Origin of the sequence: Jannaschia sp. GRR-S6-38, from assembly GCF_029853695.1 — a bacterium.
Taxonomy (GTDB): Bacteria; Pseudomonadota; Alphaproteobacteria; order Rhodobacterales; family Rhodobacteraceae; genus Jannaschia; species Jannaschia ovalis.
Map to the genome: position 1 here is coordinate 825,285 of NZ_CP122537.1, position 14,422 is coordinate 839,706.

The 14,422-nt window shown below is 69.5% G+C and carries 12 protein-coding genes, 1 other RNA gene and 1 pseudogene; 6 read left to right on the forward strand and 8 right to left on the reverse strand.

The window, feature by feature from the left end:
• The first annotated feature begins 201 nt into the window (after positions 1-201).
• Positions 202-1,480: pseudogene (locus P8627_RS04230) on the forward strand (D-alanyl-D-alanine carboxypeptidase family protein).
• A 92-nt stretch (positions 1,481-1,572) separates the two neighbouring features.
• Here the strand turns inward: P8627_RS04230 and P8627_RS04235 are convergent.
• From P8627_RS04235 to P8627_RS04255, 5 genes are all read right to left on the reverse strand, one after another.
• A complete protein-coding gene (locus P8627_RS04235; RefSeq protein WP_279966356.1) occupies positions 1,573-3,180 on the reverse strand; it encodes an ABC transporter ATP-binding protein in 1,608 nt (535 codons plus the stop codon).
• Between the two features lie 76 nt (positions 3,181-3,256).
• Complete coding sequence (locus P8627_RS04240; RefSeq protein ID WP_279967392.1) at positions 3,257-4,366, reverse strand: ABC transporter permease; 1,110 nt, start codon at positions 4,364-4,366, stop codon at positions 3,257-3,259.
• The gene (locus P8627_RS04245; RefSeq protein ID WP_279966357.1) at positions 4,363-5,445 is read right to left on the reverse strand and encodes a microcin C ABC transporter permease YejB; all 1,083 of its coding nucleotides are present in this window, start codon (positions 5,443-5,445) and stop codon (positions 4,363-4,365) included. The genes P8627_RS04240 and P8627_RS04245 overlap by 4 nt, the downstream gene beginning before the upstream one ends.
• On the reverse strand, positions 5,446-7,299 hold the full coding sequence (locus tag P8627_RS04250; protein WP_279966358.1) for an extracellular solute-binding protein: 1,854 nt from the start codon (positions 7,297-7,299) through the stop codon (positions 5,446-5,448).
• 235 nt (positions 7,300-7,534) lie between these two features.
• Complete coding sequence (locus tag P8627_RS04255) at positions 7,535-8,062, reverse strand: c-type cytochrome (protein WP_279966359.1); 528 nt, start codon at positions 8,060-8,062, stop codon at positions 7,535-7,537.
• A gap of 102 nt (positions 8,063-8,164) precedes the next feature.
• On the opposite strand from P8627_RS04255, the gene P8627_RS04260 reads away from it, so the two are divergent.
• On the forward strand, positions 8,165-9,022 hold the full coding sequence (locus tag P8627_RS04260) for a prephenate dehydratase (RefSeq protein ID WP_279966360.1): 858 nt from the start codon (positions 8,165-8,167) through the stop codon (positions 9,020-9,022).
• Between the two features lie 3 nt (positions 9,023-9,025).
• Here P8627_RS04260 and P8627_RS04265 read toward each other — a convergent pair whose 3' ends face one another.
• Both P8627_RS04265 and nudC read right to left on the reverse strand, forming a co-directional pair.
• Positions 9,026-9,487 (reverse strand): SRPBCC family protein, encoded by a 462-nt coding sequence (locus P8627_RS04265; RefSeq protein ID WP_279966361.1) that lies wholly within the window; start codon positions 9,485-9,487, stop codon positions 9,026-9,028.
• Between the two features lie 56 nt (positions 9,488-9,543).
• Positions 9,544-10,479, reverse strand: coding sequence for an NAD(+) diphosphatase (gene nudC / locus P8627_RS04270; protein ID WP_279966362.1), 936 nt, complete (start codon positions 10,477-10,479; stop codon positions 9,544-9,546).
• Positions 10,480-10,596: 117 nt separating this feature from the next.
• Between nudC and ffs the strand changes: the two genes are divergently transcribed.
• Positions 10,597-10,693: signal recognition particle sRNA small type (gene ffs / locus P8627_RS04275), an RNA gene on the forward strand.
• Positions 10,694-10,717: 24 nt separating this feature from the next.
• On the opposite strand, the gene P8627_RS04280 is transcribed toward ffs, so the two are convergent.
• On the reverse strand, positions 10,718-11,554 hold the full coding sequence (locus tag P8627_RS04280) for an alpha/beta hydrolase family protein (protein ID WP_279966363.1): 837 nt from the start codon (positions 11,552-11,554) through the stop codon (positions 10,718-10,720).
• A gap of 87 nt (positions 11,555-11,641) precedes the next feature.
• On the opposite strand from P8627_RS04280, the gene P8627_RS04285 reads away from it, so the two are divergent.
• The 3 genes from P8627_RS04285 to P8627_RS04295 all read left to right on the forward strand — a co-directional run bounded on the left by P8627_RS04285 (position 11,642) and on the right by P8627_RS04295 (position 14,361).
• Positions 11,642-12,190, forward strand: a complete 549-nt coding sequence (locus P8627_RS04285) for a TetR/AcrR family transcriptional regulator (RefSeq protein ID WP_279966364.1) — start codon at positions 11,642-11,644, stop codon at positions 12,188-12,190.
• On the forward strand, positions 12,183-12,566 hold the full coding sequence (locus tag P8627_RS04290) for a YidH family protein (RefSeq protein WP_279966365.1): 384 nt from the start codon (positions 12,183-12,185) through the stop codon (positions 12,564-12,566). The genes P8627_RS04285 and P8627_RS04290 overlap by 8 nt, the downstream gene beginning before the upstream one ends.
• Positions 12,567-12,639: 73 nt before the next feature.
• Positions 12,640-14,361, forward strand: a complete 1,722-nt coding sequence (locus P8627_RS04295) for a DNA polymerase III subunit gamma/tau (protein ID WP_279966366.1) — start codon at positions 12,640-12,642, stop codon at positions 14,359-14,361.
• The last annotated feature ends 61 nt before the right edge of the window (positions 14,362-14,422 follow it).

The window sequence follows — 14,422 nt, forward strand, 5'->3', positions numbered from 1 at the left end:
CTCGTCGCGCCGTTCTGGCACGAAACCGGCCCCGGGGTGTAGGCCCCGCGGGCGCCGATCTGACCCTCCTCATTCCCGCAAGAGCGGTTTTTTGGATTGCGGCACATGCGCCGATGGATTTTCGCTGAGAATGCCTGTACCGTCATGGCCATAACAAGCGACCGGCAAAAGTCGGCGCGACATAGGCAGAGCAGTCTACCGATGAAACAAGTGACAAGGGCGGTCCACGCCCTGCTACCCATTGTCGTCGCCCTGTTCCTGGCCCTGCCCGGACAGGCGGCCCCCTATGCCGAGATGGTCATCGATGCCCGCACGGGCGAGGTGCTGCGATCGCGCAACGCCGATGCCCGTCTGCACCCGGCCTCGCTGACCAAGATGATGACGCTCTACATCGCCTTCGAGGCGGTGCGTCTGGGCGAGATCACGCTCGACACCGAGGTGCGCATCAGCCGCAACGCCGCCAACGAGCCGCCCTCCAAGCTGGGCCTGCGCGCGGGGCAGCGGATCGCCTTCCGCTACCTGATCCGCGCGGCAGCGGTGAAATCGGCCAATGACGCGGCCACCGCCATCGGCGAGGCGATCTCGGGCTCGGAATCGGCCTTCGCGGAGCGGATGAACCGCACCGCCCGCGCGCTGGGCATGACATCGACCAGCTTCCGCAACGCCCACGGGCTGACGCAGTCGGGGCATCTGAGCACCGCGCGCGACATGACCACGATGGGGCGGCGGCTGTTCTACGACTATCCGCAGTACTACAACCTGTTCTCGCGGCGCACGACGGACGCGCAGATCACGCAGGTGCGCAACACCAACCGCCGCCTGCTGGACGCCTATCCGGGCGCGGACGGCATCAAGACGGGCTACACGCGCGCGGCGGGCTTCAACCTCGTCTCCTCGGCCGAGCGCAACGGCGTGCGCGTGATCGCGACCGTGTTCGGCGGCCGCTCGACAGCCACGCGCAACAAGCGAGATCGCCGAGCTTCTGGACATGGGGTTCGCCCGCGCCCCCGCCCGCGTGACCGAGCGGCGCCCTGCCCTGCCCACCTATAACGGTGCCACGCGGCCCGGCCCGTCGGCGCCGGCGGTGTCGCTGCGCCCGATCATGCGCGGCGTGCCGGCCGCGGCGCTCTTCGCGGCGGCCCCGGTCCCCACCGGCGAGGTCACGCCGGCGCCGCGTCCCGTCGTGACAGCCGAGGCCGGGACGGAGCCCCGCATCGTCACCCGCGCCTCGACCTCGGGCGGGCGCACCTTTGCCATCGCGCTCAACCGCCAGCCCTCGCGCTCGGCGGCGGACAAGCTCCTGCTGCGGACCGCGCTGCAGGAGCTCGACACGCTGGACGACGCGCTGCGGCAGGTCGATCCGGTCTCGGGCGGCTACGCGCCCAGCTTCGTGGGCCTGAGCGAACGCGAGGCCAACCGCGCGTGCATCCGCCTGCGCGCCCGCGAGGTGGATTGCGACGTGGTGGGCGGCAGCGGCTGACCGGACGGAGATCCGACGATCGAGGGGCGGCCCGCGGGCCGCCCCTTTTTCGTGGGCTTTTGAGAAGACCGGCGGTCGGCTGACGCGGCCCCCTAGGCCGGGATCGCTTCGGCCGCCTTCAGGTCGAAGGCCGCGGCCATCAGCGCGCGGGTGTAGGCGTCGGCGGGGGCGTCGAAGACCTGGGCAGCGGCGCCGGCCTCGACCACGTCGCCGCGCTTCATCACCAGCACCTTATGGCTGAGCGCGCGGACGACCTTCAGGTCGTGGCTGATGAACAGATAGGCCAGCCCGTACCGGCGCTGCAGGTCGCGCAGGAGTTCGACGATCTGGACCTGCACGGTCTGGTCCAGCGCCGAGGTCGGCTCGTCGAGGACCACGAGCTTGGGCCGCAAGATCATCGCGCGGGCGATGGCGATGCGCTGGCGCTGGCCGCCGGAGAATTCGTGCGGGTAGCGGTCCATCGCGCCCGGGTCGATGCCCACCTCGCGCAGGATATCGGCCACCTGCTCGCGATGCGGGCGGTCGTCGCCGGTGTCGTGCAGCTTCAGCCCCTCGGCCACGATCTCGGCCACGGTCATGCGCGGGCTCAGCGAGCCGTAGGGGTCCTGGAACACGATCTGCATGCTCTGCCGCAGCGGGCGCATGCCCTTGGACTTCACCCCGTCGATGCGGCGCCCCTCCAGCGCGATCTGCCCCTCGGACGAGATCAGCCGCATGATCGCCAGCGCCAGCGTGGTCTTGCCCGAGCCGCTTTCGCCCACGATGCCCAGCGTTTCGCCCGCCCGCACCGAGATCGTCGCGTCGTTGACGGCCTTCACGTGGCCCACCGTGCGCTTGAGGATACCGCGCTGGATCGGAAACCAGACCTTCAGATGCTCGGTCGAGACGATCTCGGGCGCGTCCTGCGCCACCGGGTCGGGCAGGCCGGTCGATTCGGCGGCGAGCAGCATCTTCGTATAGGGGTGCTGGGGGCGGTCGAAAATCTCGGCCACGGGACCGGTCTCGACGATCTCGCCCTGCTGCATGACGCAGACGCGGTCGGCGAAGCGGCGCACGATGCCCAGGTCGTGGGTGATGAACAGCATGCTCATGCCCTCGTCGCGCTTCAGATCAGCCAGCAGTTCTAGGATCTGCGCCTGGATCGTGACATCGAGCGCGGTCGTGGGCTCGTCGGCAATCAGGAGCTCGGGCCCGTTGGCCAGCGCCATGGCGATCATCACGCGCTGGCGCTGGCCGCCCGACAATTGATGCGGGAAGGAGCCGATGCGGCTTTCGGCGTCCTGGATGCCGACCTTTTCCAGCAGGTCGAGGATGCGCGTGCGCACCGCCGTGCCGGTCAGGCCCTGGTGCAGGCGGATCGACTCGGCCAGCTGCTTCTCGATCGTGTGCAGCGGGTTGAGCGAGGTCATCGGCTCCTGGAAGATGAAGCTGATGTCGTTGCCGCGCACGCGGCGCAATTCACGCTCGTCGGCGCCGATCATCTGCGCGCCGTCATAGGTGACCGAGCCCGAGACCTCCGCGCTGTCGGGCAGGAGCGACACGGTCGAGAGCGCGGTGATCGATTTGCCCGACCCGCTCTCGCCCACCAGCGCCACGGTCTCGCCCTTCTCGACGGTGAAGGACACGCCGCGCACGGCCTCGGTCAGCTGGCCGTCCTGGCGGAAGGCGATGCGGAGGTCGCGGACGTCGAGAAGGCTCATGCGGCGGGGTCCCATGCGTGAAGGGCGGCGCCCGGCCCGGAGCGCGCACCGGGCGAGAGGATCGGGGCCGGGCGGATCACGCGAAGGTCTTCCGCGGGTCGAAGGCGTCGCGGATGCCCTCGAAAATGAACACCAGAAGCGACAGCATGATCGCGAAGGTGGTGAAGGCGGTAAAGCCCAGCCACGGCGCCTGCAGGTTCTGCTTGGCCTGCAGCGTGAGCTCGCCCAGCGACGGCGCCGAGGAGGGCAGCCCGAAACCCAGGAAGTCGAGCGAGGCCAAGCCCGCGATCGAGCCGGTGACGATGAAGGGCAGGAAGGTGACCGTGGCGACCATCGCGTTGGGCAGCACATGGCGGAACATGATCGTGCCGTTGCCCACGCCCAGCGCGCGGGCGGCGCGGACATACTCGAAATTGCGCGCACGCAGGAACTCGGCGCGCACCACGCCCACGAGCGCCGTCCAACCGAACAGCGTGCTGAGCCCGACCAGCAGCCAGAAATTCATCGGGATGATCGCGGCGACGATGATGATGATGTAGAGCGAGGGCGTGGAGCCCCAGATCTCGATGATGCGCTGGAAGATCAGGTCCAGCCAGCCGCCGAAGAAGCCCTGCACCGCCCCCGCCGCGATCCCGATCACGCTGGTCAGCAGCGTCACGATCAGCGCGAAGAGCACCGACAGCCGGAAGCCGTAGATCACGCGGGCCAGCACGTCGCGCGCGGTGTCGTCGGTGCCCAGCCAGTGTTCGGAATCGGGCGCGGAGGGCGCGGCGCCCTGGATGTCGTTGACGGTGTTGTAGCTGTAGGGGATGGGCGGCCAGAGCAGCCAGCCTTGCGCCACGTCCTCGCCGTTCCAGGTGCCGGTCGCCTCGACCTGCGCGATGACCTCCTCGGGGAAATCGAAGCAATCCTCCTGCCCGCCCGAGATGATGAGGCAGCGCACCTCCTCGTCGCGATAGGCGGCCTCGGTCTGGAAATCGCCGCCGAAGGCCGTCTCGGGATAGAAGCGGAAGATCGGCACGTGCAGGTCGCCCTGGTAGCTGACCAGCAGCGGCTTGTCGTTGGCGATCAGCTCGGCCACCAGGCTCAGCCCGAAGAGCACCGCGAAGATCCACAGCGACCAGACGGCGCGGCGGTTCTTGCGGAAGTTGCGCAGGCGGCGTTGGTTGAGCGGCGACAGCATCAGGCTTCCCGGCTCTCGAAGTCGATCCGCGGATCGATCCAGATATAGGTCAGGTCGGTGATCAGCCCCATCACCAGCCCGATCAGCGAGAAGGTGAAGAGCGTGCCGAACATCACCGGGTAGTCCCGCGAGACCGCCGCCTCGAAGCCCAGCCGGCCCAGCCCGTCGAGCGAGAAGATTGTCTCGATGATGAGCGAGCCGCCGAAGAACACCGCGACGAAGAGCGCGGGGAAGCCCGAGATCACGATCAGCATCGCGTTGCGGAAGACATGGCCGTAGAGGACCGCGCTCTCTGTCAGGCCCTTGGCCTTGGCGGTGATGACGTATTGCTTGCGGATCTCGTCGAGGAAGGAGTTCTTCGTCAGAAGCGTCAGCCCCGCGAAGGCCGAGATCGTCGAGGCGGCGACCGGCAGCGCGATGTGCCAGAGATAGTCCAGCGCCTTGCCGACGAGGCTAAGGGTTTCCCAGTCGTCGGAGGTCAGTCCCCGCAGCGGGAAGAGCCGGAAATAGGATCCGCCCGCGAAAAGCACGAGCAGCAGGATCGCGAAGAGGAACCCGGGGATCGCGTAGGCCACGATGACGACGCCGGAGGTCCAGGTGTCGAAGACCGAGCCGTCGCGCACCGCCTTGCGGATGCCCAGCGGGATCGAGATCAGGTATGCGATTAGCGTCGACCACAGGCCCAGCGTGATCGAGACGGGCATCTTCTCCAGCACCAGGTCGACCACGGAGATCGAGCGGAAATAGCTCTCCCCGAAATCGAAGCGCATGTAGTCCCACATCATGTTGAGGAAGCGCTCAAGCGGCGGCTTGTCGAAGCCGAACTGGCGCTCCAGCTCGTCGATGAATTCCTGCGGCAACCCGCGGGCGCCGACGTAGCCGCTGTCATTGCCGGGCGTGCCCTGCAATTCCTGCGCCCCGCCCGAGATGCCCGAGAACACGTCCCCGCCGCCTTCGAGCTGGGCCAGGACCTGCTCGACCGGACCGCCGGGCACGAATTGCACCAGCGTGAAGTTGATGATCATGATCCCCAGGAGCGTGGGGATCATGAGCAGCAGGCGCCTCAGGATATAGGCGCCCATTCAGAGAGCCCCGGCCTCGCGAAGGGCGGCCGCGCCCTCGGCGTCGAACCACCAGAAATCCAGCGCGCCCAGCGCCAGCGGCGGCAATTCCGCGGGATAGGCGTATTGGTCCCAATAGGCGACCCAGTGCTCCTGGTTGCCCCATTGCGGGATCCAGAAGCCCTGGGCGCGCAGCACGCGGTCGAGGGCCCGGGTCGAGGTCCGCAGCGCGTCGAGGTCGTCGGCGGCGATCACCGTATCGATGAGCGCGTCCACCGCCGGATCGGCCAACGCCATGATGTTGCGCGAGCTGTCCTCGGCCGTCTCGGAGCCGAACCACTGCTTGAGCCCGAGGCTCGGCTCGAAGCCTTGGCCCGGCGACTGGTTGGTCAGGTCCCATTCGCCGGTGCGCCGGCGCTCGATATATTGCGAGCGGTCGATCCGCTCCAGCCGGGCGTCGATGCCGACCGAACGCAGGTTCTCGATATAGGGGTTCACGATGCGGTCGAAGGTCGGGTTGAACTGGATGATCACCAGCTCCAGCGTCTCGCCCGCCGCGTTGCGCAGGATGCCGTCATCGCCGGTGGCCCAGCCCGCCTCGGTCAGCAGGCGCAGCGCTTGGCGCCGGGTGCGGCGGTCGGGAAGGTTCTGCCCAGCGTCGTTCACGGGCGGCATCGCCGCCTCCTCGGTCAGGATCGCCGGGTCGAGCAGGCCCTGGTCGACAAGCGGCTGCAAAAGGTCCGCCTCGCCATCCGAAGGCAGGCCCTCGGCCGCCAGGTCGGATCCGCCCCAGAAGCTGTAGGGCCGCTGGTAGAGGCCGTAGAACAGCGTCTCGTTGGACCATTCGAAGTTAAACAGCATCCGCACCGCGTCGCGCACGCGCGGGTCCTGCCACTTGTCGCGGCGCAGGTTGAAGACGAAGCCCTGCGCGGCCGAGATGTTACCGTCGGGCAGCGTCTCCAGCACGACCCAGCCGCGGTCGACGGCGGGGAAGTCGTAGGAGGTCGCCCATTCCTTGGACGAGCTCTCCGCCCGGAAGGTGTATTCGCCCGCCGCGAAAGCCTGCATCGCGGCTGAGCTATCGGCGAAATACTCCAGCCGGATGTCGTCGAAATTCCAGCGGCCGCGGTTGAAATGATGCTCCGCGCCCCACCAGTTCGGGTTCCGCGTGTAGACGATCGAGCGGCCGATATCGACGTCGCCCAGCACGTAGGGCCCGGTCCCCATGAAGGGCACGGTCGTGCTTTCGTCGATGCGGGCGCCGGTTTCCTCGAACCAGGCCTTCGAGAAGGGGTTCCAGAGGCCGACCAGCCCCATGCGGTCGCGCTTGGGCGCCTCGGGGTTGAATTCGAACCGGACCTGGTAGGGGCCCGTCGCCTCGACGCTCGCGAAGAAGCCGTCGATGATGTTCTTGAACTCGGGCAGGCCCTGCTCGAGGAAGATGTTCACCGTGAAGACCACGTCCTCGGCGGTCATCGGCGTGCCGTCGGCGAAGGTGACGTCCTCGCGCAGGTTCATCACCACCCAGTCCAGGCTCTCGGGATATTCGACCGTCGTGCAGAGGTAGCAATAGCTGCCATAGGGATCGTCCGCGGCGGCGATCATCAGGTCCTCGTAAAGCAGGTCGGTATTCGCCGCGACGTTGCCCTTGCGGGTGTAGTTGTTGAAGCTGTCGAAATTGCCCAGCGCCGACAGGCTGATCTCGCCGCCCTTGGGCGCGTCCAGATTGACGTAAGAGAAGGGCTCGTCCGGTCCGTATTTCAGCTCGCCAAAATTGGAATAGCCGTGGCTGACGGTGACCTCCTCCTCCTGCGCGAGGACGGGGGCGGCGGCCAGAACCGCGGCGGCGGCGATCACGGCGGTGCGGATGAGCATTCTCGGACCTCCCTCAAGGGTTGGCGGACAGCTAATGAGCGGGGCGCGCGGAGCGCAAGGGGGCCCAGGCGCCACCGTGTTGAAACCGCCTCACATCCCGGTGACGTAACGCGGGGTCGGCGCGGGAAAAGGGGCCAGCCGGCCCGCATACGGCCCGCCTTGTTCCCATCCGGGCCGGACGTGAAAAGGGCCGCCCCTGCGGGACGGCCCGTAATTAGGTTCGCGGAGGGCTGGATCAGCCGCCGATCGTCTCGAGATAGGCGATCAGGTTCGCGCGATCCTCGATATCGGACATGCCGCGATAGGCCATCTTGGTGCCCGGCGCCCATTCCTTGGGGTTGAGCAGGAAGCCGTTGAGGTTCTCGGGCGTCCAGGCCTCGCCCTTGCCGGCCAGCGCGTCGGAGTACGAATAGCCCTCGGCCGCGCCGATCTCGCGGCCGACGACGCCGTAGAGATAGGGGCCGGTGCCGTTCTCGCCCTGCTCCAGCTTGTGGCAGGCGGCGCATTGGCGCCACAGGCCCTCGCCATCGGCGGCGGAGGCGTTCACGAAGACCTCCTCGAAGGGGATCTCGGGCTCGGCTTCGGCGGGCGCGGCATCATCCTCGGCGGACGCGACCTCGATCTCGTAGCCCATGGCGTGATCCTCACCATGCCCGTCCGAGCCGACATGGTAGAGGCTCTCCGCCCCCCAGGCGCCCAGAAGGAAGATCAGGAGCGCGCCGCAGAAGGCGCCGCCGGCCTTGGTGAAGGTCATCGTATCCATGTGCTGCACTCTCTCGCGTCTGCGTCGGCGGGTATGTATGTGACAACGTGCCGGGAGGGCAAGTGTTGCACCCGCGACGAAACGCACCAGAGACCCACGGGAATGAACAAAATGCCGACGATCGCCTTCCAGGGAGAACTGGGCGCCTATTCCCACCAGGCCTGTCACGAGGCCCGCCCCGATCACGCGCCCCTGCCCTGCCCCACCTTCGAGGACGCGATCGAGGCCGTCCGCGCGGGCGAGGCCGATCTCGCCATGCTGCCGGTGGAGAATTCGACCTATGGCCGGGTGGCCGACATCCACTCGCTGCTGCCGCATTCCGGACTGCATATCGTCGAGGAGGCCTTCGTCCGCGTCCATATCAACCTGCTGGCCCTGCCCGGCACGACGCTCGACCAGGTGCGGGTCGCGCAGTCGCATACCGTTCTGCTGGGCCAGTGCCGCGAGTTCCTGGGCCAGCACGGGATCCGCCCGCGCGTGGGCGCCGACACGGCCGGATCGGCCAAGCAGATCGCGGAAGCCGGCGACCCGGCCGAGGCGGCGCTGGCCTCCGAGATGGCGGGCAAGATCTACGGGCTGGAGGTTCTGGCCCGCCATATCGAGGATCACGACCGCAACACGACGCGCTTTCTCATCATGTCGCGCGATCCCAGCTGGCCCGAGCCCGGATCGGGCCCGATCAAGACCAGCTTCGTCTTCCGCGTCCGAAATATCCCGGCCGCGCTCTACAAGGCGATGGGCGGCTTCGCGACGAACGGCGTCAACATGACCAAGCTCGAAAGCTACATGGTCGACGGCAGTTTCTCGGCCACGCAGTTCTACGCCGATATCGAGGGCCATCCGGGCGACGCGCCGGTGGCGCGCGCGCTCGACGAGCTGCGCTTCTTCACCTCGTCGCTCGACATCCTCGGCGTCTATCCCGCCGATCCCGACCATTTCGAGGGCGGCGGCGCGGCCTGAGCGTCAGCCGCGCGCGAACCCGGCTTCGACTTCGCTCGCGAAATCGGCCACGCGCTGCTTGTAGCGCTTGGCCAGCGTCTGGCGCGCCAGCTTCGCCGATTGCAGCATCAGACGCGCGGCGAGCGAGCGGGCCCGCGCCTCCGAGGTCACGGTGAGCCGCGTGAGTCGCAGGTTCAGGAGCTCGAGCTCGACCGCGATCGTGACCTCCATCCCGTCCGTCCCGCCCGAGAGCGACAGGAGCTTCGGCACCTCCATCGCCTCCAGCGTCATCGCCACGTCGCGCACCTTGCCCGCGACGGCGGCGCGCGCCTGCCAGGTGGTGCCGGGATGGGCGGGCCCGGGCGGGCGGCGTTCGATCCGGCCGACGCGGCGCTTCAGCCGCCCCTCGAACCGGTCGATATCGGCCACCCGCATCCAGACATGGTCGATGGGCGCGGCGATGTCTTCGACGGCGACGAATTTCATGGGCGCTCCGGCGGCGGGGTGAACCGGGCCCTGATCGCCCGCATCCGGCCCCGCCGTCAATCCAGCCGGTCGGCCAGCCAGTTCTGCAGAAGGAAATGCGCGATCGCGCCCTCGCGGGCCGGCGTGATCCAGGAATGCGTTCCCGCGAAGACGTCGAGCAACTCCTCGCGCTCCAGCCAGATCGCCTCGGCGATCTCCTCGGGGTCGATCTCGATATCGTCGGTGACCGCCTCGCCCTGCGCGCCCAGCATCAGGCTGCCCGGGAAGGGCCAGGGCTGGCTGGCGAGATAGCGCACCGGACCGACGCGGATGCCCGTCTCTTCCCAGGTCTCGCGGCGGACCGCGGCCTCCAGCGTCTCGCCGGGCTCCATGAAGCCCGCGAGGCAGGAGAAGAACCCCTCCGGCCAGGCGGGCGAGCGGCCCAGAAGGACGCGGTTGCCGCGGGTGATCAGCATGATGACGACCGGGTCGGTCCGCGGGAAATGCATCCGCCCGCAGCCCGCGCAGCCGCGCATCCAGCCGGCCTTTCCGGGCTGCGTGGCCGCGCCGCAATTGGTGCAATAGCCATGCGTGCGGTGCCATTCCAGCACGCCCTTTGCGGTGGCCGCGATCTCGGCCTCCAGCGGGCTCAGCGCCACCATGGCCTGGCGCAGCTCGACGAATTCGCAGCCCTCGGGCAGGTCCGGGTGGTGCTGGCGCGACGGGTCGCGGAAGGCGCCGACGGCGTCGTCCGCGCCCTCGACCGCCAGCGCCGAGACATCGCGCGCAAACAGCGCCGCCTCGCCTCGCCGCCCGATCAGCACGGGATGGCCCAGATCGGGAAAGCCCGGCCCCTCGACCACATGCAGCGCGCCGTCCCGCATCAGCGGCTTGCCGCGCCACAGAAGCAGCGTCGTGACCGGCAGTTCGGCCAGCTGCTCCGGATGGCGGCGCAGGTCCTCGGCACGGTCCAGCCCGCCACCCCCGAAGGTGACCTCTTCCGCATGTCGCATCGCGTTCCTCCCCGGTCCTCCTTCGGCCTTAAATATCTCTGCGGCCGGGGCAAGGCCCCGGCGACCGGCAAGGGTCGATCCCTTGCGCCCGCTGCGCCCGACGATTATCTGGATGTCGAGAGGCCGGCGCGGGCAGGCGCTTCGCCAACCTGGTCAGGTCCGGAAGGAAGCAGCCACAACGATATCCGCCTGGGTCGCTGTCCGGTCTCTCACCCCTCCCCCCGCCATCGCAAGCCGCTCAAGCCGGTCCCGTGACCGCGTCCCAGCAGGCCCGACCCCGCGCGCCCAAGACGTCGAGATGCCCGATCCGGCGCATCCCCACCTCTCCAGGGCGCAGCAGCACGCGCGTCATCCGCGCCGCCGGATAGGCCGCCGCCAGCCGCTCGACGGAAACCGGCGGGCAATAGGCGTCGTCGGCCACCGCCACCATCCGGACGGGACAGGTCAGGGCCGCGGCATCCGGCGCGGGCAGCGTCGGGTCTGCGGCGTGGAAGCCGCGCGAGGTGCACCAGAGCCGCCACTGCGCATAGACCCCCGCCGGCAGGTCGTGCCCAATTCCGAACCGCGCGGCGGGCAGATGGCCCAGCGCGCGTGTCAGGCCCAGGACCGGGCGCGACCAGAAGGCGCGGATCGCGGCTCGCGCGGGCCAGGGGTGGTCGGTCACGTGCACCGCCCCCGCGGCCACCGTGACGACGCGGTCGATCCGCCCGAGCTCCGACTGGAAGGGCAGCATCATGCCGCCAAGCGAATGCCCGATCACCCAGAGCGGCACGTCCGGCAGCGCCGCGGCCAGCGTCGCGCGCGCGGCCTGCTGGTCGCGAATGCCCCAATCGGCCATCGTGGCCCGGCTGCCGCGCGCGGATCCGGACTGCCCGAAATCGCGGTAGTCATAGGTCAGGCAGGCCACGCCACGCGTCTCGGCCAGCCAATCGGCGAAGCCACAGTAGAAACGCGCGGGCACGCCGGTCGCGGCGTGGATCACGGCCGCGGCCAGGGGCGACCCCGCGGGCCGGACAAGCCGCCCGGCCAGCCGCGCGTCCGCGGCGGCGATCTCGATCCGCTCCGTCTGCGCCATTCGCCCTCCTCTGGACCGTTCGGTCTAGACCACCGGGTCCATTGCCGCGAACTGGACCGCCCGGTCAAGCCGTGCCACAGATCGCGGATGGACGCCCACGCCCCGACCAGCCGCGCGCGGCTGACCGAAGCCGCGGCCCGCCTGTTCCAGGTCAAGGGCTATCACGGCACCTCCGTGGCCGAGGTGCTGGCGGAGGCGGGCCTGCCCAAGGGGTCGCTCTACCACCATTTCCCGCAGGGCAAGGCGGATCTGGCGCGCGCCGCCGCCGCGCTGGCCTCGGACATGATGCGCGACATCGTCGGCGCGGCATTCGAGCCCGCCGAAAGCCCCGGCCACGGCGTCGCGCGGCTCTGCGAGAAATTCGCCCGGCTCTTCGAGCGCCAGCCGCATTGGCGCGCCTGCCCGGTCCAGGCGCTGCTGGACGGGCCGCTGGACCGGATGTCGGCCGAGGCGCATCTGCAGGCTTGGCTTGCCGCCACAGCGGCCCATCTGGACCGGCTGGGCGACCCCGCGCCCGACGCCCGCGCGAGACGGCTCTGGACCCTGTTGATCGGGGCATGGACGATGGCGCGGGCGGCCGACGACCCCGGCGCGCTGCGCGCCGTGCCCGCGATGATGGAGAGCGCCGATGCATAACGGCACCGACGACCAGGACCGCAAGACCGACTGGGCGGAGAACCGCACCGATTGGGCCGAGGACCGCACCGTCCTCGCCAACGAGCGCACCTTCGCGGGCTGGATGCGGACCGGCATGGCCGCCATCGCCATCGCCGTGGGCCTGCGCGCCGTCTTCGGCGCGGCCGAGCCGACCTGGGTGCCCAAGACCGTGGCCTCGGTCTTCATCCTCGCGGCGCTGATCATCTTCTTCGCCGCCTGGCGCAATTCCGGCAAGGCGCAGCGTCGCCTCGACACCCATGATGCAAACGAGCAGTCCACCGCGACCTTCGGGCTGCTGGCGGCTATCTTCTCGCTTGGCGCGCTGGTCACCGGCGCGATCCTCTGGACGCTCTGACCCGGCTGGATTCCACCGCCCGCCGATGCGTATATGACCCCTCGGACGACGAGGGGACTCGGGGGGGACGCGGATGAGCGACGAGACCAAACCGGCCTATCAGGTGCTGGCGCGCAAGTACCGCCCGGCGACCTTCGCCGACCTGATCGGCCAGGACGCGATGGTCCGCACGCTGAAGAACGCCTTCGCCGCCGACCGCATCGCGCAGGCCTTCATCCTCACCGGCATCCGCGGCACCGGCAAGACGACGACCGCGCGCATCGTCGCCAAAGGCCTGAATTGCGTCGGACCCGATGGCGAGGGCGGCCCCACGACCGAGCCCTGCGGCATCTGCGAGCCCTGCCGCGCGATCGCCGAGGGCCGCCATGTCGATGTGCTCGAGATGGACGCGGCCTCCAACACCTCCGTCAACGACATCCGCGAGATCATCGACGGCGTGGCCTACAGGGCCGCCTCGGCGCGCTACAAGATCTACATCGTCGACGAGGTGCACATGCTGTCGACCAGCGCCTTCAACGCGCTTCTGAAGACGCTGGAGGAGCCGCCCGCCCATGTGAAGTTCATCTTCGCCACGACCGAGATCCGCAAGGTGCCGGTCACCGTCCTGTCGCGCTGCCAGCGCTTCGACCTGCGCCGGATCGAGCCCGAGGTGATGATCGACCATTTGCGCGGCGTGGCCGGCAAGGAAGGCGCGGCGATCGCCGACGACGCGCTGGCGCTGATCGCGCGGGCGGCCGAGGGCTCGGTCCGCGACGCGATGAGCCTTCTCGACCAGGCCATCAGCCACGGCGCGGGCGAGACCGGGGCAGACGAGGTGCGCGCCATGCTGGGCCTTGCCGATCGCGGCCGGGTGCTGGATCTGTTCGACCTGATCATGAAAGGCGAGGCCGCTGCCGCGCTGGAGGAGCTGGGCGCGCAATATTCCGATGGCGCCGACCCGATGGCGATCCTGCGCGACCTGGCCGAGATCACGCATTGGGTCAGCGTCATCCAGATCACCCCCTCCGCCGCCGAGGACCCGACCGTCAGCCCCGACGAGCGGGCCCGCGGCCAGGCCTTCGCGCAAGGGCTGCCGATGCGCAGCCTGACGCGGATCTGGCAGATGCTGCTCAAGGCGCTGGAGGAAGTCAGCCATGCGCCCAACGCGATGATGGCCGCCGAGATGGCGGTGATCCGGCTGACCCATGTCGCCGACCTGCCCTCGCCCGACGAGCTCGTGCGCAAGTTGCGCGACGCGCCTGCGCCCGCGGGTGGCAGCGCACCCGCGCCGCGGCCCGCGCCCAAGGGCGGCGGCGGCGTGACCGCGCGCGCCGTGCGCGGCGGCGCGCAGCCCGCGCTGCAGCCCGGCGCCGAGCAGGCGCTGGCCCGCTTCCAGACGTTTGAGCAGGTGGTCGAGCTGATCCGCGCCAATCGCGACGTGAAGCTGCTGGTCGAGGTCGAGACGGGCCTGCGGCTCGTCCGCTACGCCCCCGGCCGGATCGAGTTCGAGCCCGCCGAGGACGCGGCCCCCGATCTCGCGCCGCGCCTCAAGGGGCGGCTGCAGGGCTGGACCGGCGCGCCCTGGGCGGTGACCATCGGCAAGGACGGCGCACCCACCATCGCCGAGACCCGCGACGGCGCCGCGCGCGAGGCCGAGGCCGCCGCGCTGGCCCATCCGATGACCCAGGCCATCCTGCAGGCCTTCCCCGGGGCCGAACTGGTCGAGGTTCGCTCGCGCGCCGCGATTGCCGAGGCCGCCGCCGAGGAGGCGCTGGCCGAGGTCGAGGAGGAATGGGACCCGTTCGAGGAGGAGTGAGCGCGCGCCCCTGACGCAAGAGAGCCGCCCGCCCCGACACACGCCCAGCGCGAACCGCGCC